At 36.1% G+C, this 19,851-nt stretch carries 24 protein-coding genes, 1 other RNA gene and 1 riboswitch; of the genes, 2 read left to right on the forward strand and 23 right to left on the reverse strand.

The window, feature by feature from the left end; all coding sequences use genetic code 11:
* Positions 1-84: 84 nt before the first annotated feature.
* From IV57_RS06875 to IV57_RS06885, 3 genes are all read right to left on the reverse strand, one after another.
* Complete coding sequence (locus IV57_RS06875) at positions 85-1,365, reverse strand: cation:dicarboxylate symporter family transporter (protein ID WP_057880774.1); 1,281 nt, start codon at positions 1,363-1,365, stop codon at positions 85-87.
* A 583-nt stretch (positions 1,366-1,948) separates the two neighbouring features.
* Complete coding sequence (gene manA, locus IV57_RS06880; protein ID WP_057880775.1) at positions 1,949-2,917, reverse strand: mannose-6-phosphate isomerase, class I; 969 nt, start codon at positions 2,915-2,917, stop codon at positions 1,949-1,951.
* Between the two features lie 18 nt (positions 2,918-2,935).
* Positions 2,936-3,586 (reverse strand): redox-sensing transcriptional repressor Rex, encoded by a 651-nt coding sequence (locus tag IV57_RS06885; protein WP_057880776.1) that lies wholly within the window; start codon positions 3,584-3,586, stop codon positions 2,936-2,938.
* A gap of 137 nt (positions 3,587-3,723) precedes the next feature.
* Between IV57_RS06885 and IV57_RS06890 the strand changes: the two genes are divergently transcribed.
* Together IV57_RS06890 and IV57_RS06895 are read left to right on the forward strand one after the other, a co-directional pair.
* Complete coding sequence (locus IV57_RS06890) at positions 3,724-5,637, forward strand: ABC-F family ATP-binding cassette domain-containing protein (protein ID WP_057880777.1); 1,914 nt, start codon at positions 3,724-3,726, stop codon at positions 5,635-5,637.
* Positions 5,638-5,726: 89 nt separating this feature from the next.
* A complete protein-coding gene (locus IV57_RS06895) occupies positions 5,727-6,578 on the forward strand; it encodes a DUF368 domain-containing protein (protein WP_057880778.1) in 852 nt (283 codons plus the stop codon).
* 22 nt (positions 6,579-6,600) lie between these two features.
* Here IV57_RS06895 and IV57_RS06900 read toward each other — a convergent pair whose 3' ends face one another.
* The 20 genes from IV57_RS06900 to rplL all read right to left on the reverse strand — a co-directional run bounded on the left by IV57_RS06900 (position 6,601) and on the right by rplL (position 19,823).
* Positions 6,601-7,311, reverse strand: coding sequence for a hypothetical protein (locus IV57_RS06900; RefSeq protein ID WP_057880779.1), 711 nt, complete (start codon positions 7,309-7,311; stop codon positions 6,601-6,603).
* A gap of 166 nt (positions 7,312-7,477) precedes the next feature.
* On the reverse strand, positions 7,478-8,500 hold the full coding sequence (tsaD, locus tag IV57_RS06905) for a tRNA (adenosine(37)-N6)-threonylcarbamoyltransferase complex transferase subunit TsaD (RefSeq protein ID WP_057880780.1): 1,023 nt from the start codon (positions 8,498-8,500) through the stop codon (positions 7,478-7,480).
* Positions 8,501-8,510: 10 nt separating this feature from the next.
* On the reverse strand, positions 8,511-9,050 hold the full coding sequence (gene rimI, locus IV57_RS06910) for a ribosomal protein S18-alanine N-acetyltransferase (RefSeq protein WP_057880781.1): 540 nt from the start codon (positions 9,048-9,050) through the stop codon (positions 8,511-8,513).
* Positions 9,025-9,747, reverse strand: a complete 723-nt coding sequence (gene tsaB / locus IV57_RS06915; protein ID WP_057880782.1) for a tRNA (adenosine(37)-N6)-threonylcarbamoyltransferase complex dimerization subunit type 1 TsaB — start codon at positions 9,745-9,747, stop codon at positions 9,025-9,027. Before tsaB ends, rimI begins: the two co-directional genes overlap by 26 nt.
* 63 nt (positions 9,748-9,810) lie before the next feature.
* The gene (locus IV57_RS06920) at positions 9,811-10,338 is read right to left on the reverse strand and encodes a folate family ECF transporter S component (protein WP_057880783.1); all 528 of its coding nucleotides are present in this window, start codon (positions 10,336-10,338) and stop codon (positions 9,811-9,813) included.
* 56 nt (positions 10,339-10,394) lie between these two features.
* Positions 10,395-10,490, reverse strand: a riboswitch (THF riboswitch).
* Between the two features lie 60 nt (positions 10,491-10,550).
* Complete coding sequence (locus IV57_RS06925) at positions 10,551-11,294, reverse strand: acyl-[acyl-carrier-protein] thioesterase (RefSeq protein WP_057880784.1); 744 nt, start codon at positions 11,292-11,294, stop codon at positions 10,551-10,553.
* Complete coding sequence (gene rsmI, locus IV57_RS06930; protein WP_057880785.1) at positions 11,294-12,169, reverse strand: 16S rRNA (cytidine(1402)-2'-O)-methyltransferase; 876 nt, start codon at positions 12,167-12,169, stop codon at positions 11,294-11,296. Before rsmI ends, IV57_RS06925 begins: the two co-directional genes overlap by 1 nt.
* An 18-nt stretch (positions 12,170-12,187) precedes the next feature.
* Positions 12,188-12,547, reverse strand: coding sequence for an initiation control protein YabA (locus tag IV57_RS06935; RefSeq protein ID WP_057880786.1), 360 nt, complete (start codon positions 12,545-12,547; stop codon positions 12,188-12,190).
* Between the two features lie 11 nt (positions 12,548-12,558).
* Complete coding sequence (locus IV57_RS06940; RefSeq protein ID WP_057880787.1) at positions 12,559-13,512, reverse strand: DNA polymerase III subunit delta'; 954 nt, start codon at positions 13,510-13,512, stop codon at positions 12,559-12,561.
* Positions 13,513-13,514: 2 nt separating this feature from the next.
* Positions 13,515-13,841: a cyclic-di-AMP receptor gene (locus tag IV57_RS06945; protein ID WP_057880788.1), complete on the reverse strand. Its 327-nt coding sequence runs from the start codon at positions 13,839-13,841 to the stop codon at positions 13,515-13,517.
* A gap of 2 nt (positions 13,842-13,843) precedes the next feature.
* Positions 13,844-14,494: a dTMP kinase gene (tmk, locus tag IV57_RS06950; RefSeq protein ID WP_057880789.1), complete on the reverse strand. Its 651-nt coding sequence runs from the start codon at positions 14,492-14,494 to the stop codon at positions 13,844-13,846.
* A 282-nt stretch (positions 14,495-14,776) separates the two neighbouring features.
* A complete protein-coding gene (locus IV57_RS06955; protein ID WP_057880790.1) occupies positions 14,777-15,064 on the reverse strand; it encodes a YaaL family protein in 288 nt (95 codons plus the stop codon).
* Position 15,065: 1 nt separating this feature from the next.
* Complete coding sequence (gene recR / locus IV57_RS06960) at positions 15,066-15,665, reverse strand: recombination mediator RecR (RefSeq protein ID WP_057880791.1); 600 nt, start codon at positions 15,663-15,665, stop codon at positions 15,066-15,068.
* Entirely contained in the window at positions 15,665-15,973 is a 309-nt protein-coding gene (locus IV57_RS06965; protein WP_236704335.1) for a YbaB/EbfC family nucleoid-associated protein, read from the reverse strand. Before IV57_RS06965 ends, recR begins: the two co-directional genes overlap by 1 nt.
* A gap of 33 nt (positions 15,974-16,006) precedes the next feature.
* The gene (gene dnaX / locus IV57_RS06970) at positions 16,007-17,731 is read right to left on the reverse strand and encodes a DNA polymerase III subunit gamma/tau (RefSeq protein ID WP_057880793.1); all 1,725 of its coding nucleotides are present in this window, start codon (positions 17,729-17,731) and stop codon (positions 16,007-16,009) included.
* 84 nt (positions 17,732-17,815) lie between these two features.
* Positions 17,816-17,898, reverse strand: an RNA gene (gene ffs, locus IV57_RS12980) — signal recognition particle sRNA small type.
* A gap of 43 nt (positions 17,899-17,941) precedes the next feature.
* Positions 17,942-18,418, reverse strand: coding sequence for a nucleoside deaminase (locus IV57_RS06975; RefSeq protein ID WP_057880794.1), 477 nt, complete (start codon positions 18,416-18,418; stop codon positions 17,942-17,944).
* Between the two features lies 1 nt (position 18,419).
* Complete coding sequence (locus tag IV57_RS06980; RefSeq protein WP_057880795.1) at positions 18,420-18,734, reverse strand: hypothetical protein; 315 nt, start codon at positions 18,732-18,734, stop codon at positions 18,420-18,422.
* A gap of 42 nt (positions 18,735-18,776) precedes the next feature.
* A complete protein-coding gene (locus IV57_RS06985) occupies positions 18,777-19,379 on the reverse strand; it encodes a class I SAM-dependent methyltransferase (RefSeq protein WP_057880796.1) in 603 nt (200 codons plus the stop codon).
* 75 nt (positions 19,380-19,454) lie between these two features.
* Entirely contained in the window at positions 19,455-19,823 is a 369-nt protein-coding gene (gene rplL, locus IV57_RS06990) for a 50S ribosomal protein L7/L12 (protein ID WP_057880797.1), read from the reverse strand.
* Positions 19,824-19,851 lie beyond the last annotated feature (28 nt).

The raw sequence follows: 19,851 nt of genomic DNA on the forward strand, positions 1-19,851 counted from the left end.
AAAAATAGCCTGCCGAATAATATCGGTAGGCTATTTCTGTGTGTGTTTAAATTGTTTGTTTTTGTACTACATGGAGTGCTTTCATCAGTCCCCACGTGTGTAGGATGCAACGTACTTCTTTCGTTTGTCCTCATCGAATTCATTTTCACTCTTTGCGATAATAACTGTTGCTAGTGAATTACCAACAACATTAACAGCAGTACGTCCCATATCCACAAGACGGTCGATCCCAGCAATGAAGGTTAAACCTTGCATTGGTACACCAATTGTTGATACCGTGGCTAGGAGTACAACAAATGACGCTCCTGGTACACCAGCCATCCCTTTAGATGTTAACATCAATACCACCACAAGGGTAATTTGTTGCCCTAAAGATAAATGAATATTATATGCTTGGGCCAAAAATAGAGCTGCTAGTGATTGATAGATAGCAGAACCATCAAGGTTAAAGGTATAGCCAGTTGGGATAACAAACGAAACGATACCTTTTGAGGCTCCATAATTTTGCATTTTATCCATCATTTTAGGTAAAGCAGCTTCAGAACTAGCAGTTGTAAAAGCTAAAACAACTTCATTTTCAATGATTCTAAATAATTCAAAAAATTTAACATGGAAAATATGTCCAACAATTGCCATAACCACAAAGACAAAGAATGCCATTGTCGCATAAGCAATGATAATGAATAACGCCAGAGGTTTTAGAGAGTTAAAACCCATCTCTCCAACTGTAACACCGATCAAGGCACAGACACCGATTGGGGCTAAACGCATAACCCAATTAGTTACTTTGAACATAACATTGGCAACCGCATTTAGAACGTCAACAATAACTTGTCCTTGTTTACCAATTGAAGCTGTTCCTAATCCAAATAGAACTGAGAAGAAAATAATTGGTAACATATCACCTTTACCAAGGGCCGCAAAAATATTGGTTGGAATAATACTCATTAGAATTGACCAAATACCCGAATGTTTGGCCGTTTTAGCAGTTGCTGCGTATTGACTAATATCCGAACCTTTTAGGCTATGAATATCAATATAGGTACCGGGATGTGTAACATTAGCGACAACAATACCAATAATAATCGCTAATGTAGTCATAATTTCAAAATAAATTAAAGTTTTTAATCCAATTCGACCTAATTTTTTAATATCACCCATATTGGCGATACCAACTGTCAAACAAGAGATAACAATTGGTAAAACGATCATTTGAATCATGGAGATAAACATAGTACCGATGTTCTGCATTACCTGAATAGCAACCTTATTCTGGTAAAATAACTGTCCGAGTAGAATCCCCAGAACTAAACCAATAATAATTTGCCATCCAAGACTGAGTCGAAAATAACGTTGTCTTTGCAATTTAAAGTCCCCTTTGAAATTAACTTATCTTTAATTATAGAAGATTTTTCATCAAATTGGAAAATGATAGCGATTCCAAATTAAAATATTTTTCATTTTCTTAGTTACTACGAACAATAATTACATGTAACGTCATTATTGTTCTATATTTACTGATTTCAGCCACAAAAAAAGGCGGAACATACGGATTTATTTTTCCAATATTCTGTCTTTTTGACGTTTTGTACTATTTTTAATGATTATTTGTCTATTGTTTTTGATACATTTTGAAATTTCAGTTCAAAAGATAATTTCATCAACAGAAAATTCTTACCTGCTGTTGTATCTTTTTCTAAACGAGCTACACAGGAGCAACTCCTTCCGGTTAGCAGGATATCCCAAATCGCCCACGAAGTACGTGCGCAATTCGTGATATCCTGCTAACCCTCGGGAGCTGACCGCCCGTGCTCCGCTCTCCATTTTAAAACGAACTACAAACGACAGATTCCTGTGCTTTGCTACGCTCCAAGAATTACACGCAAAACCGGCGTGTAATTCTTGGAGTTAGGCAAATGCTCAGAATCTAAACGTCGTTTTCCGCTCTCTACTCTTCTCCAGATTCTGAAGCGATGATATCCAGATCTCCAGCAAGTGTCCATTCGTTGACTGTAGCAGGAACAATCAAATGTGTTCCTTTCTTCAAATCATAGTCTTTGCCATCAACGGTAATCTTACCTTCTCCATCAAGAACTGAGATCAAGGTATATTTACCAATTTGGTGTTGTAGTTGAACTGGTTCTTGAATTTCCCAATGATATACTGAGAAAAATGGTGAAACTGGTGGTTGAACGAAGGTAGTAAATTTATTCTTACCAACTTGTTTTGATTCAATATCTAACTTTGGATCTTGGTGAGGAACGGTAATTGTGTCTTCTGATTGTTTGATATGAAGTTCACGTTTTTTACCAGTTGACTTCTCGACACGATCATAATCATACAAACGATAAGTTGTATCACTACTTTGTTGTGTTTCCAAAGCCATGATTCCTTTATTCAAGGCATGAACGGTTCCACTTGGTACATAGTAAAATTCACCCTTCTTAACTGGTACTTTTCTCAAAAGATGTTCCCAGTCGCCGGATTCGATCATTTGATCTAGTTCAGCTTTATTCTTGGCATTGTGACCATAGATAAGATATGAACCTGGTTCAGCGTCAATGATGTACCAGCATTCAGTCTTACCTAATTCGTGTTCATGTTCAGCGGCATAAGCATTGTCGGGGTGAACTTGAACAGAAAGGCTGGCATTGGCATCCAAAATTTTAGTTAACATTGGAAAGACTTTACCTTTAGGATTACCAAATAGTTCACTATGGTTCTTCCATAGATCATCAACATATTGACCAGCAAATTCACCATTCTCAACTTCTGATCTGCCATGTGGATGTCCTGAAATAGCCCAACATTCACCAATAGTACCATCTGGAATATTATAACCGAACTTAGTTTCTAATTTTCTGCCACCCCAAATTTTTTCATGGAATACTGGCTTCAAAAATAATGGCTCACTCATAGAAATTTCCCCCAAAATTTAGTTTGTTTCTTCTGTTGTCGACTTATCACGGTCTAAGAAGAAGATCAGTGTCTGCAATTCATTTGCTAAATCAACATAATGAACTCGGATACTATTTGGAACGTTGATAATAACTGGTGTAAAGTTCAAAATTCCACGAACTCCAGCCTCAGCCAATAAGTCAGCTGTCGTCTGAGCGGCATTTGAAGAAACCGTCAAAATACAAACATCAATTTGTTGTAAATTAAGTTGTTCTTTTAATTCACTAATGTTGTAAACGGGTACGCCACTCTTAACTGTCCCAACAATTTCTTTATTTATATCAAAAGCTGCGGCAATTCGAACATTATTTGTCCGAGAAAAGTTATAATTTAGTAAGGCGTTACCTAAATTACCGACACCAACTAAGGCTACATTGGTCCGTTTATCCTGATTTAGTAGTTTTTTAAAGAAAGACACTAAATCGCTTACATCGTAGCCATATCCACGTTTTCCAAGTGCTCCTAGATATGAAAAGTCACGTCTAATTGTAGCACTATCTATTTTGACCCCTTCTGATAGTTCGCCAGAGGAGATTTTTTTTGTTCCTTCATCCTTTAGGAATTGGAAGTATCGATAATAAATCGGTAAACGTTTTATCGTTGCGTTTGGAACTGTTGTTTTTGTCATAATTTACCACCATATGTGTTTCATTTCACTAACATTTATAGTAAATAAAAATCACTGAAAACGCAATACGTTAATGCTATAAAGACATAAATTATTAATTAATGATAAAATTGTGAATATGATAAAGGAGTATTAACTTGATTTTATTACAAGCACAAAGCATTACTAAAAATTTCGGTACCAAAAAACTTTTCTCAAACGTCAGTTTTGAGATTCAAGACAACAGCCGCATTGGTTTAGTCGGTCGAAATGGAGTTGGTAAATCAACCCTTTTGAAGATTATTTCTGACCAAGAAAATTATAACGATGGTAATATTGCCCTCAAAAAGGACACTAATATCGGTTATTTGGCTCAGGATTCTGGACTAAATAGTGATAATGAAATTTTTTCTGAAATGGAAAAGGTTTTCGACTACCTAAAGGCTCAAGAGAAAAAGATGCATGCTCTTGAAGAAAAATTAGCTGATCCAACGGTCGATGATTACGATGAGATCTTGAAACAATATGATCAACTTCAAAATACCTTCCGCCAAGAAAACGGTTATGGTTATCAATCAGAGATTCGAAGTGTCCTCAAAGGATTTGGTTTTGACGAGGACGTTTGGCATGCCAAGATCTCGACTCTCTCCGGTGGTGAAAGATCTCGTTTAGCGATGTCAAAGATGCTCTTGGAACATCACGACATTCTCTTGCTGGATGAACCAACTAACCATTTGGATATCACTACTGTTGAATGGTTAGAAAACTATCTCAAGGGTTACCGAGGAGCCTTAGTCATCGTTTCTCATGATCAATATTTCCTTGATAAAGTCGTCACAGAAATTGTTGAGATCAACCAGCACTCTTCAACTCACTATTCTGGTAACTACACTTTCTATCTTGAAGAAAAGAAGAAAAATCAGGATGTTGCCTGGAAACATTACGAAGAACAACAAGCTGAGATCAAAAAAACTGAGGAATATATTCAAAAGAATATTGTACGAGCTTCAACTACCAAAATGGCTCAAAGTCGTCGTAAGAAGTTGGAAAGCATGGATATTTTGGATCGCCCTGGTAGCGACCAAGGTTCAGTGCACTTCTCCTTTGATATTGATAAAGCCAGCGGCAATGACGTTTTGCTAGTTAAGGACGCTGCCATCGGTTATGACGATCATATCATGTCGGAGCCAATCAATCTTGATATCAAAAAAGGTGAACGAGTGGGTATTATTGGACCTAACGGTATCGGTAAATCAACTTTCCTCAAATCAATTTTAGGTATGATTCCAATGATCAAAGGAACTTCCCAATTTGGTGCCAATGTTGAAGTTGGTTATTATGATCAGAATTTGAAGAATCTTGATCCGAAAAAAGACGTTCTTCATGAAATTTGGGATCGTTATCCCCGACTCGATGAACAAGTTATCCGTAACAAATTAGGTGCTTTCCTGTTCAGTGGTGATGATGTTCTAAAACCAGTTGCCGGTCTATCAGGTGGTGAAAAAGCTCGTCTGACTTTGACTAAACTATCAATGGAAAATGATAACTTCTTAGTCATGGACGAACCAACTAACCATTTGGATATCGACAGTAAGGAAGTTTTAGAAGATGCCTTAAAGAGTTTTGAGGGAACTGTTTTGTTTGTTTCCCATGACCGTTATCTTCTAAACACCTTAGCTGACCGAATCGTTGATATTGGTGACCACGGTAGTACCATTTATCTTGGCGATTACGATTACTACGTTGAAAAGACTACAGTGGCACCTACTGAAGAAGAACACAAAACTTCTAATGTCAGTGAAAAGAAGATTCAATATCAACAATCCAAGGAACAACAAAAACAAGAACGTAAATTACGTCGCCAAGTTGAGGACCTTGAAAATAAATTGGCCGAATTAGAAACTAAGAACAATGCCATTCAAAAAGAAATGACTAAAGATGAAAATCTAACTTCTTACAGTAAATTAGGTGACCTTCAAAAAGAACTTGAGGAAAATAAAACTCAACAAGATAAGATTGAAGAAGAATGGACTGAAAAATCAATTGAACTAGAGGATTTTAATAACAACTAAGACTAAGTAGACTACAGGTCTACTTTTTTCTTGCCATGGATTAACTAATTTGATAACTTGAATAAAATGACTTTTGTAAAAGAGGTCCAATGAAAACAAAAAAAGATAGTATTTTAAGCAGATTCATTAAAGGAATCATCATCGCATTAGGCTTTATTCTGCCAGGGGTTTCTGGTGGAGTATTAGCTGCCATCTTGGGTATCTATGAACGGCTGCTGAGTTTTATGGCTCACATCAGAACCAATTTCAAAGCCAACTTGCTCTATTTTTTACCAGTTGGTATTGGTGGGATTGTCGGCATCGGATTATTATCACAGCCACTTGATTTTCTCTTGGAACATTATCAAGTCATCGTTCTTTGGGGATTTGCGGGAACTATTCTGGGCACTTTACCGACCCTAATTCGTGAATCAACTTCTAGAACTAAACGAGATAAAATCGATTTATTCTGGTTCTTTGGTATGTTGATTGGCGGCGGTTTGTTCCTCTTCTTCATGAATCAAATCTTCGGTACCATTCCTGCTAATTTCTTAGGTTTCGTGATTGCTGGCATCTTGATTGCCCTAGGAGTTCTTGTTCCTGGACTCAGTCCTTCCAACCTTTTGATAATTTTAGGTCTGTACTCACCGATGCTTCAAGGATTTAAAGATTTTGATCTCATGGTTTTTCTACCAATTGCTCTTGGTGGAATTATTTCGATTTTAACTTTTTCCAAAGCTATGGAGAGTTTAATCAAATATCATCACTCGCGGGTTTATCACTTTATCCTGGGAATTGTTTTAGCTAGTACTATCTTGATATTAGTACCTAATCCCCACCTTGCAGACAGTATCTCCTATCGCGGTATCACGCCAATAGATATGTTACTGAGTATTATCTTTTTCATTCTTGGCTGTATTCTGGCCCTTTGGATGAGTAAATTAGAGGACCAATATAAATAGCGTTGAGATTAAATTCTCAACGCTATTTTTGTAGATATTCACTTTTTATTTGATATGAAGTGGTCATATGATCATCTTCAATAGTTCTGATCGAATTAGAATATTGATTTTCAAAAGTAGCATTATTCCCAGCCTTTAAAACATCAATTCCCAATAAATCTTGATAATGCAATACCTGCTTCATCGTAAATTGATTGCCTGACATTAAACCCAAGATTGGAAAATCGTTGATCTGTTCAGTTACAAAACGCATAACATTTGAAAAAGTAACTTCATTATTATTTTTTGGATTGGCACGATATTGAGAGATTGCTGTATTCCTAAATTTAAAATCAACTGGATCATTTAGTCCACTACCCCAAGGTAAATCCCAAGTTAGCGTCTGACGATTATATTTAACTCGATGCCAAGCTTCATAATTCATTGATGAGAACGTGTTTTGGTTTGATTCAAAAATAACTGCAACATAATCATACACGACTGTTCCCTTTTCAAAAGTTACATTTACAAAGGGAATAAAGATATGATTTTCATCAATATAAGTATTAAAGTCAATCACCTTTTCCAATATATAAGTCCGCACATCATCAAAATCTGCATCCCTTTTTTGAACATATTGAAATGAGGGTACCTCATAAACATGGTTTTCATTGTTTAAAGTCTTTGTAAAAATATTATCAGTTTGATCATCGTACTTCAAAATGACATATGAAATTTTAGTTTTGGTTTTCATAAAAACACCCCTCACTATTTTTACCACAACTCGAATGGTTATTTAACAGTTTTCGTTAAATAATTCTATTTAACTCATTATAATTCTTTAGATTATTAAAAGTGAAAAAAATAATTTTTATTATGGCAATAAAAAAGCCATCGAATTTTATCGATAGCAAGTTTAATTATTCCATATCAAAATCCAAACTAGGATCAGCATTCAAATCCAAGTCAGCAAAATCCTTTTTATCATATTGGATCTGAGCCATGGCCCCAATCATTGCTGCATTATCACCACATAATCTCAATGGAGGGAAAACTAATTCCATATCCATATTACGTTTCTTCATTTCAGCAGCTAATCGTTGACGTAAGCCCTGGTTAGCTGAAACTCCACCAGCCACGATCAATTGTTTAACTGGATGTTGTTTTAAAGCCTTAAATGTTTTGTTAACTAAAATATCCAAAACTGCTCCCTGGAAACTGGCAGCCAAATCATCCTTATTAAGTTCCTCATCGATTTGATCAGCATGATGGACTCGATTAATAAAAGCACTCTTTAAGCCACTGAAACTAAAGTCCAAATTATCTTCCTTAACCATAGCTCTTGGAAAATCAAAGGTATCATTCCCAATAGCAGCCATCTGATCGACTTTCTTACCGGCTGGATAGTTGATACCTAGTACCCGTCCAATCTTGTCATAGGCCTCACCAACGGCATCATCGCGGGTATCTCCTAGAGTATGGAACTCTCCCGGTGCAGTTACTAAAACAAGTTCGGTATGTCCACCAGAAACTAATAAGGCCATAAATGGATATTGTAGTTCAGTTACAAAATTAGCCGAATAGATATGTCCTGCTAAGTGATTAACTTTGATCAAAGGTAAATTGTGGGCGAAAGCCACTGTTTTAGCAGCCATGATTCCAATTAAAAGCGAGCCAACTAATCCAGGACCGTAAGTTACCGCCACAGCGTCAAGATCTTCATAACCAACTTTAGCCTCATCCAAAGCTAAATTGATACATTTAGTAACTTCTTCAACGTGATGTCGACTGGCAACTTCCGGTACGACTCCCCCAAAACGTTGATGACTCTTTATTTGTGTTGCAATAATATTAGATAAGATTTCCTTACCATTCTTGATAATTGCAACAGATGTTTCGTCACAGCTACTTTCGAATGACATTATTAATGTATCTTTTTCCACAATATTCTCCTTACAGATCAACAATCATTTCTAACGCATCGTGATGATTTCTAAAATAATACTTTTTATGCACAGTTTTTACTTTAAACCCAAACGCATCATAGAGCGTCAAGGCCGACTTATTTGTCACATCAACTTCCAATGACATCTTAGCGTATTTTCTATCACGACAATATTTAAAAGCCTCGTTCAATAAAAGATGGCCAATTCCCATACTTTGATAATCAATATGGACTGCCAAATTAGTAATATGTGATTCAGCCTGACTTCCCAAAGAAATTCCAATAAAAGCAATCACCTTTTCATCATCGACCAATGACAAATAAAGAGCGTTTTTATTATCGATTTCCATTCTGACAATATCAATAGGCCAAGGTACTGGAATCGGATAAATAGTTTCTTGAATCTGCATAAATTCAATTGCATCACTGGGTAAAGCTTTTCTTAAAGTAAAATCTTGATCCTCAATCGTTACCAATTTTTCTTCAAAATCAAATTTCGTCGTCTTATTTAAAAATAAACTCTTAAACTTCTTCAACATAGGAAACATTGCCGTCGTCCTTATGTCCTTTTGCATACCAATCATGTTCAGCTTGTGTCAAACGTAAATATGTTGGTATAAAATCATCGACATCCTCAACTGGTTTGATAGTTTCAGCTAATTTGGCCAATTTAGCAGCATCAGGCAATGAATTTTCAGTTGTAATAACTTTCGCATTTGGAAATTGATTTTGAATTAATTCTTGTAGTCTTGGTGTAGCGTTGATAAACTCCAAACTATTCTCATCATAATTTTTTAATAATTCAAATAATTTTTCCATTGAAGTATGTTGATCTTCAATAACATTTTCCAATTTATTGCCAACTGCCTTGTATACTCCGGCAAAAGCATTGTCATTTCTAGCATCCATTAATGGAATTAAAATATGCTCTTGATCCCCATCAGCAGCCAAAAGTTGCAAACTAGAAACTCCCACCAAATTCTTAGAAAGGGTATCAGCCAAAGTCTTGGCAACAGTAACGGCAATTCTAACCCCAGTGTATGAGCCGGGGCCCTTAGCAACAGCAATTAAATCAATGTCAGCAATTGTTAAGTCAGATTTTTTTAAAGCTTCTTTAATATCTGGCAAAATTGAAATACTGTGAGTTTTCTTTTCAGTCGACTCGGTATGTGCTAAAACCTTGCCGTCAACTACAACAGCAACAGATAGCGGTTTATTAGATGTATCAAACGCTAATATTTTCATAGTTATCCCTCATTCTTAATAAAACCTATTTTAACACAGAATTTTGTACAAAAAAAAACCGACCTATCGGCCGATTTTACTAAACTTCGAATTATCGATCCAATGTAGGACGATATATAAAAGACCTGTTTGATAAACTAAACTAAATGCCTCTTTTGCAAGTCTTGGAATCAACAAAGCTGGATAAGGAACGTTGGTCATCATATGAATCCACAAGGTGTTCAACCCGGTGTTAACAACAACTGTGATCAAAAGAACCGTTAGGAAACTTCTCCAGATCGTAACTTTGTGATTATATAACATGAAACCATAGATTACTCCAGCTATTAAAGCAGAGAAGGTAAATCCAATGAAGAATCCACCAGCTGATGGCATAACGACATTGCTGATCACATCAGCAATGACATTTGCAATTGCAGCCTTAAATGGTCCAAAATAATAACCCAATAATCCTATAGCGATGAAGCTGAATCCTACTTGTAAGGTATTACTACCAAATGATAATTTTGATAAAACCATTTGCATTGCAATCAGCAATGCCATCCAAGTAACTTCTTGTACGCTAATTACTTTACTTCTACTACTGTTCATAATCGACATCTCCCAAAGGAGCTGCCACCGAATATAGGCAAAAGAGACGTATATAAAGTGGCGAATGCGAATACAAGACCGCGAGAAAAGCTCTTTGTCCGACGTCCACATTCCGTTCCGTCAGCACTTAACGCCTTGTATCCTACCCCAAAATTTAAGTACTCGTCTATAATATCACTATTTTTTCACTGAGCAAGTAGTTTGTTTGTAAATTATTTATCTTTCCAGCTGAATTGAGCAATAACGTTCATGACGTCACCGTTCTTTATCCAATGAATAGATTTATTATTCGTATTATCAAGTTTAGCAAACGCTAATGGTTGACTATCAGTATTTAATTCTTTGTCATATTTGATATCCATACTGGAAATTTGATGATTGGCAATAAAGTCCATATCTAAGGTATCAACCATCCAATCAAAATAATATGAATTATTAACATGTTTATTAACATCAATATTGTAGTAACCGATATGTTGAGCTTGTTGGAAATCAAAATCAGCGGGTACCTTAACTCGTGGGAAACGAACCAATTTGCTAGTTTCCTCGGCCCCAAATTTATCATCCAATCGATCAGCCGCCCCAACGATCTTACGTTCCTTAATATCGATTAAGACAAAGGCACTGGTAGCATCCACCATTCGGTTACCATCTTCATCGTCGACCCAGAAATCACGGTAGAAGAAATACTTGTTATAGCTGGTTGCTTGAGTAGTGATTGTCAGCTTTTGACCAAGCTTAGGCATTTGTTTGATATCCATGTGATATTGAACTACGACCCAGCCTAAACCATTATTCTTAACCATTTCACTACTATCGGCAGCAGCTTCATGTAGTTGTTTCTCAGAAGTTAATAACATCATATCAACAAGCGCGGACAAACGAATATCGCCTGTAAAATTCACAAAATAATATGGTACTTCCATTTCAATAGAAAAAGTTCTTTTTTCTGACACTATTCTTCTTCTCCAATTCCGTGATAAAGGTTGTAAACATCCTGTTTCTTTAATCCATTTTGAGTGGCGATCTCTTTGATTGCTTTGTTAGGTTTTTGACCAGCTTTGATCAAGTTATCCACCGCTGTTACTAAATCAGCATCTGATTCAACTTGGGTAACCTCTTCTTCTGGCTTCCCTGCAATGATCAAGACATACTCACCTTTGGGATCATTTTCTTCATAGAATTGAGCGACTTGTTCCAAACTACCACGTAAAAAAGCTTCATGGATCTTAGTTAATTCTCTGGCCAAGGTGATTTGACGATCTTCACCAAAGTTGTCGATCAAATCTTGGATCGTCTTTTTGACCCGATATGGGGATTCGTACACGATCGTTGTCTCAGCTCTTTGAGACAAATTATGCAAAGCCTCAGTTCTTTCTTTACCCTTACGTGGTAAAAAACCGAAGAAATAAAATGGCTGTGGAGCAATTCCTGAAGCAATCAAAGCCGTCACTGAAGCCGTAGCCCCAGGAAGCGGTACAACTGGAATATCCGCTTTAATAGCTGCTTTAACCAACTCTTTACCAGGATCACTGATCGAAGGCGCACCCGCATCACTGACTTGCGCAATTTTTAGACCTGCATTCATTTTTTCTATTAATTCTGGAATACGTTGTTCAGTATTATGTTCATGAAAGCTTATTAAATTAGTTGGTATTTCAAAATGATTTAATAAGTTTTTAGTATTACGAGTATCCTCAGCCGCAACTAAATCTGCTTCCTTTAAAGTGTTAACAGCTCGAAAAGTCATGTCTTCTAAATTACCAATTGGTGTTGGTACTAAAAAAAGGCAGCCCTTCGAATTGTCAACAAAACTCCTTTGTTCCTTCATTCAAATAGCTCCCCTTATCTAATTAACTTGATTATTCTTACCCTTGCCGTTGCTTCCATATAAAACATTCATACAGAAGATACATTCTTCTTGATTCTTGCGGTGTGTACCATAGAATTGTTGGCAAACATGAAATCCTTTAAGATATAAATTCTCAAGATTTAAACGTGAGTCAGATAATGTATTCCCCTTAAAATCCTTATCTTCGTAGCCTTCTTTTTCCAAATGCTTACGAAGATTATGGTTTTCCATCTTCAACTCTTCTTTTTCTTCCAAAGTTTTTGATAATTCCTCTTGAAGCAAAGAAACCTTCTTACTTATATCATTTAACTGATTTGTGATTGTCTCAAATTCATCATATAAATCTTTCTCTGCCATGATTTCACCTACTAATCCACAAATTTTAATGACAAATCTTCTAAAATAGCTTGGAAAGATACATTACTTTTCCACATTTGTTCAGCTGTGAATAAGTCATCTGACATTCCGACAACCTTTTTGATACTCTTATTTTCTAAGATATCCACAGATGTTAATGTTGATTTTGATAAATTGTACCTAATTGATAATATATCACTAAAAATTTGATTCAACATGTCGAATAACAAATGCTGTTGATCTTTATTCTCAATCAATGGCATGATATCGGTCTGTACGTCGATAAAACAATTTATTTTTTGTTTATTAACTTCTTTCAACCAATTAGTAATAGCGGTTATCAACATCTGGTATTTATCACCTGAAATAGCCTCTAAATATTTAATATCAGTTACTCTCAAAGCACGCTCAGCTTGTTCCTTCTTAAAACCTAATTCAACCAGGCTATTAATTTCATCTGCATTGCTTCTATTAGAAAGGTGAAATATCTGAACACGCGATTGAATTGTCGGTAAAAGTTGTTTCGCTGAATCTGCCAGCAAAATAATCATCAGATTACCCTCTGGCTCTTCGATTGTTTTTAAAAGATTATTACTGGCTGCATTAGTCATCTTCTCAGCTGCATCAATAATCAAAATTCTTCTTTTTCCTTGAGTGGCGGCCATATTAGCTTCTTTTTTAAAGAACTTAATATCATCAACACCAATACTCTGTTTTTCAGTTTTAACTTCCAAAACATCCGGATTATCTCCCAAGAAAATTGTCTGACATTTCTGACAAGTCTGATCGGGGGCACCATCTTTTAAATTGTCACAAAATTGACTTTGAGCAAGCCAAATAGCCATCTGCTGTCTAATTTTTGATGAGGCACTGTCGATTAGATATGCATGTGACAACATATTTGAGGTAATAATTTTTTGAAACTCATGAACGACTTGCGGTTGCTCTTCTAGTAAACTTTCCATTCCTAAAATCTCACAAATTTATCCACAGGTAGAATGAAACAAGTTGCTCCGCCAACTTGAACTTCAACTGGATCAGTCATACTTGAAGCAGCTTCTGGCATCAAAAATGTTGGTGTAACGTATTGTGATCTCGTGTGACAAGTCTTTTTGATCAATGTTAGGGCATCATCAATTTTTTCTTCTTCAACCCCAATTAAAAAGGTACAGTTACCAGCCTTTAAAAAACCACCAGTTGATGGTAATTTAGTAGCTCTGAATCCATCTTTAACAAGGTGTGTTTGCAATTGTTGACTATCTTTATCTTGAACTATGGCTACAATGAGTTTCATAATTATTCTCCTTTATTAAATATATTAGGAAATCGACTAATGATAACTGCTAAAGCATCGCTAACAACTTGATCCGGTGCTTGTTCAGCATTGATAGTTTTGATTCGTTGAGGATTATTTTTAACCAATTCAGAATATGAATCGTAAACACGATTATGAAAACTAATAGCTTCCTTTTCCAGTCGATCCATAGCACCTTCATGATCTTGGCGAATTCTTGCTAGTCCCACTTCTGGTGAAACATCAAAGTAAATCGTCAAATCAGGTAAATGACCATCAATAGCAAAGTCATTTATCTCGGCCACAGATTTAGTTCCAATTTCACGTCCACCACCTTGATAGGCAATTGAACTGTCAACGAAACGATCACTCAACATAATTTTATCAGCTTGCAAAGTTGGCAAAATCACATCAATCAAATGTTGGCGTCTGGAGGCTGCATATAACAAAGCTTCTGTTCTTGGATCCATTTCTTCATCATCAATATCCAAAATGATTTTTCTGATTTTTTCAGAAATGGGACTACCACCTGGTTCTCGAGAAAGAACAATTTCCTTGTCCGTTCTTTTTTGTAACAGTGGCATTAATTTGTTGAGAGCAGTTGTTTTCCCTGCTCCATCTGGTCCTTCAAATGATATAAATATTCCTGACATATAATAATCTCTCCTAGATGATTACTACTATTTTACTTGAAATTGGAAAGAAATGAAACTTATGCTCTTAAAAATGATGTTAACTGTGGATAAGTCACTATTTTGGTTATTATATATATTCCGCCTTGCTTGTTTGACTTAATAAAAAAATCTCTGTATTCATCGTTGTTTTACCAATGAATACAGAGATTTTACTATTTTGTTATTTAAAAGTTCAGCGGGCAATTCGTGAAGCCCTACAAATGCTCAGGAGCTAAGCGCTGTTCTCCGCTCTCTTGCTCTCTACCAGTGTTTCTCAGCTCTGCTTGGTTGTTTCAAAAAGGTATCTTCGTCACCAAAGATAATATTTGTTGTTGCTTTAGCAGTGGCTTTTCTTCTTCTGGCTTCTAAATATAAAAATTGATATTTCAACTGATTTAATTTCAGGTTAGTTCTAGTTGTATCGTCAACGTCCACGGAATTATTGATCATTCTTTGGGTATTACCAATTCTTTGTTGAAGTTGGTGAATATTATCCAATAACCGATCATCTTCCATTTGCTGAACGTTTGCTTTTTTTCTACCAAACATGTTAAATCTCCCTGCGTCCTAGAACGGCACTCTTTAGTGTCATTTCATCTGCATATTCAATATCAGATCCGACGGCTAAACCATGTGCTAATCTAGTTACTTTTATTCCTGCTGGCTTAACTAATTTGGCTAAATATTGAGCAGTTGCTTCCCCTTCTGGAGTAGCGTTTGTGGCTAGGATCAATTCTTTAACGTTTTGATTCTCTTTCAAACGATTCAACAACAACTTAATATTTAAATCTTCTGGTCCGACTCCATCAACTGGTGATAGAACTCCGCCTAATACATGATACAAGCCATTATAACCGTTCATATCATCAAGTGACATAATATCTTTGGCTTGTTCAACTACTAGAATGATTGACTGATCACGATTTTTATCACTACAAATTGGACAGATGTCCTCCGTTGTAATGTTCCCACAAATTTTACATGACTTAAGATCAGTCTTTGCAGAAATTAAATTGTCGGCAAATTCTTGCACTTGGTCTTTATCCATTCCCAGTGTGTAAAAGGCCATTCTGGTAGCAGTCTTGCGACCGATACCTGGTAACATCATATAACTATCAATTAATTTGGAAATTGGTTCTGGATATTTCATTACATCAACCCGTTTGTGTATTTACCTAGTCTAGTTTGTTTGTCTTTATCAACAGCTTCGAAAGCATTGTTCAATGCATCGATCAACATATCTTGTAATGTATCAGGATCATCTGGATCAATGATCTTTTCGCTAATTGTAAGATCAGCAATCTTCTTTTCACCAGTAACCTTAACTGTTACAAAGTCATCAACTGAACTACCAGTATATTCTGTCTTGTTTAATTCTTCTGTTGCTGATTGTACTTCTTTTTGCATCTTTTGAGCTTGGCGCATCATGTTAGCCATGTTACCGCCCATTCCGCCCATATTTGGCATACCTTTACTCATAAATAATTCCTCCTAGTCGTCTTTTACATCAACTATATCGTCACCAAATAATTTTAACGCTTCATCAACGGTGGGATTAGTTTTTTTAGTTTCTTTCTTAGATTCTACATTGTCTTTGTTGCTTAAATCAATATTATTATTAATATATTCTTTTCGTATCTTAGGCCAATCAGCTTTCGGTACTAAAACAATCTGACAATCTTTCTTCATTAATCTACTAGTATTATCACTGAGTTCTTTTAAGAAATCAGTATCATCTTGAACTTGTTCAAACCACATCGCATAATCAAATGCGACAACTATTCCATCTATCGAAGCAGCTACAGGTTCAGCGACCTTCATCATAGCACGTTGTGTGATTGAAAGCATACTCATTAAATCGGGCCAAATATCCCGGGCAGCTGCCAAGTCATCTTTGGTAGCATTACTAAGCACCTTATAGATTGCTGTTTTATTCAAACGAGCATTAGTGTTAGCAGCCCGACGATGGCTCTTAGGTTTAGCCGTTGGAGTGGCAATTCTGACTCCGGTGGATAAATCTTTTACTTCATTTTGTAGATGTGAAATCTCATCACGAAGTTTATCAAACTCTACATTATCAACACCCTTATCATTGTCTGATTCAGTTGGGGCCACAATTGTTTGTTGTGCGACTTTTGGCTCACTAATTTTAACGGTTAATATTTCCATATAAATATCAGTTTGGTTCGAATTCTTGAGGTTCTTTTGAGTTGCACTGACCTGATCAACAATGTAAAACAAGCGTGCATTATCAAAGTTATCAGCAATATCAAGCAATTCTTTGGTCATAACAGAGTTATCCATTTGTTTTGATAAATCCGAATTAGAATTATATAAAATTAAATTACGGCAAACTCGAATGATCATTTCTGTAAAACGTAATGCCGAACGACCACTTGCTAAAATTTGATATAAACTCGTCAAAGCCTCAGCGGGTTTGTTGTCGGAAATCGCCGTCATATATGAAACAATTTGTTCATTGCTCAAGGCACCTGTAACTTCTTGGGCATTCTTGAGATTTAATTCATCATCACCATATGACAATGCTTGATCCAAGATACTCAAAGCATCACGCATTCCACCTTCAGCCGAGGCAGCAATGATTTCTAAGGCTTCATTATCATATTTAATTTTTTTATCATCCAAGATAAATTGCATTCTTTTTAAAATATCTTGACGAGAAATTCTTCTAAAATTAAAGCTCTGGGTTCTCGAAATAATTGTAGCTGGAATCTTCTGGGGTTCAGTCGTGGCCAAAATAAACATAACATTTGCAGGTGGTTCCTCCAGCGTCTTCAATAGAGCATTAAAAGCACCTTGAGAAAGCATATGAACTTCATCAATGATATATACTTTGAACTTAGCTTCGGTGGGCGCATATTTTACTTTATCACGAATATCACGGATTTCTTCAACACCATTGTTGGAAGCTGCATCAATTTCAATCACATCATTCAAACGATTTTCATTCGCTGCCACACAGATTTCACATTCATTACAAGGTTCACCATCATGTGGATTCAGGCAGTTAACCGCTTTGGCTAAAATTTTGGCACAAGATGTTTTCCCAGTACCACGTGGTCCGCTGAACAAATACGCGTGACTAGTCATATTACTAGCAACTGCATTTCGCAAGGTCTGCGTGATAACTTCTTGGCCGATTACATCAGAAAAAGTTTGGGGACGCCAAACTCGATAAAGTGCTTGATATGCCATTTTCTCTCCTTCAAAAAAAATCTAATATGTAAATTTTACCACAAAAAAACTCCTAATCTTAACAGATTAGGAGGCTAATATACATAACAAAAGGCACATGATGCACCTCACTTAGTGCTGCTTTCTTCCGAATCTGACACGATTCACAAGAGCACCATTGCCCTAAGGCCTTGCGGCAATAACTATATTACTATAAATCGACAGATTTTGCTACTTTTTACGCCGAATTTCTCGAAAGAAATTTCGAAGTAGTGCCGCTGACTCATCTGCTTTCACATTGCTCAAGACGGTAGGTTGGTGATTATAGCGGGTTTCAGCCAACAAATTATTGATCGAACCAACTGAGCCAGCTTTAGGATCACTAGCACCAAAAATAACTTCTTCAATTCGACTGTTAATAATAGCTCCAGCACACATTGGACATGGTTCTAAAGTCACAAATAAACTGGTGTGTTCCAGACGCCAACTACCAACCTTGGCACAAGCTGCCTCAATTGCAATAATTTCAGCGTGCTTGATGGCATTCTGAGTTTCTTCACGTTCGTTTGAACCTTCGGCAATTACTTCACCAGTGATATTATCAACGATGATGCAACCAATAGGAACTTCTCTTCTTGTTTCAGCTTTTTTAGCTTCATCCAAGGCCAGTTCCATATATTCATTTATTTTATCTTCTGTAAATATCATTTTAACTAATTAAATTGGTTACTTTCTTCTCTAAGTATTTTGGAAAAATCGGTGCCTTTAATTTTAGTTCATTCTGTTCTTTTTGTAATGACCCGAGGACATCAATCAATTCTTTAACTTGGGCATCGGACAAAGTACCGACAAACTCCATTAATTTGTCATTACCGTGAAGATATTTTTCAACATAAGATTCTAGTTTTTCACGATCCTTTTTAACCGCACTCTTCTTCATCAATTTGATTACTGAATATACCGCTAAAAATAGTCCTGCTGAAATAACGGATAAGATTATACTGATAAATAATTTTTTCTTCATAGAAAACGCCTCCAATATGAATATAACATATTGGTAACAAATTTAAATTAATTTACTTTTTAAAATATAATATCCCTTATCACGAGTCACAATTTCAACATTGCCAAAAGTTTTATCCATTAGCTTTTTAGCTGATGGGGCACCTTGTTTCTTTTGCAATACGATCCAAAGCTCACCATTTTCTGTCAAATGATCCTTTGATTCCGCCAAAATTGCAGTAACAACGTCCTTACCTGCACGAACTGGTGGATTTGAAACAATCAAGGCATACTTGTCTTCAACGCTCTTATAAACGTCTGATTCAAAAATATCGACGTTAGTCACGTTGTTATCCTCTGCATTTTGTTTTGCTAAATCCAATGCCCGTAAATTAACATCGACCATTGTAACTTGACGATCAGTTTGTTCTTTAGCCAAAGCCAAACCAATTGGTCCATAGCCACAACCAACATCCAAGATGTTTCCAGCTGGAATATTAGCAAAATCGATTGCTTCAATCAAAACTCTTGATCCAAAATCAATTGTCTGTCTGGAGAATACCCCACTATCAGAAATAAAATTCAAATTGTGATTTCTCAAAGTGAAATCAAACTTTTTTAATTCATGTTCTAAATCGGGAGTATTTTCAAAATATTGATTAGCCATAAATTTCCCCTTTCTCTATTTGAGGGCAAAAAAAAATCCTCTTACGAGGATTAATTTTAACATAAAAGTAAGAAATTACTTCAATGTAACTGTTGCACCAACAGCTTCTAACTTAGTCTTCATTTCGTCAGCGTCAGCTTTAGCAACGCCTTCCTTGATAACCTTAGGAGCGCCATCAACTAGGTCTTTTGAGTCTTTCAAGCCAAGTCCAGTGATACCACGAACTTCCTTGATAACCTTAACCTTTTCTTGTCCAGCTTCTGTAAGTTCAACATCAAATGCATCCTTTTCAGCAGCAGCATCAGCACCAGCAGCGGCACCGGCAGCAACTGGAGCAGCAGCCTTAACGTCAAATTCTTCTTCGATAGCCTTAACAAGGTCGTTAAGTTCTAGGATTGAAGCATCTTTTAAATCATCAATAATCTTTTGTGTATCTAAAGCCATGATAGTTTCCTCCAAATGAGTGTTTAAT

Origin of the sequence: Companilactobacillus kimchiensis, assembly GCF_001438805.1 — a bacterium.
GTDB classification, from domain to species: domain Bacteria; phylum Bacillota; class Bacilli; order Lactobacillales; family Lactobacillaceae; genus Companilactobacillus; species Companilactobacillus kimchiensis.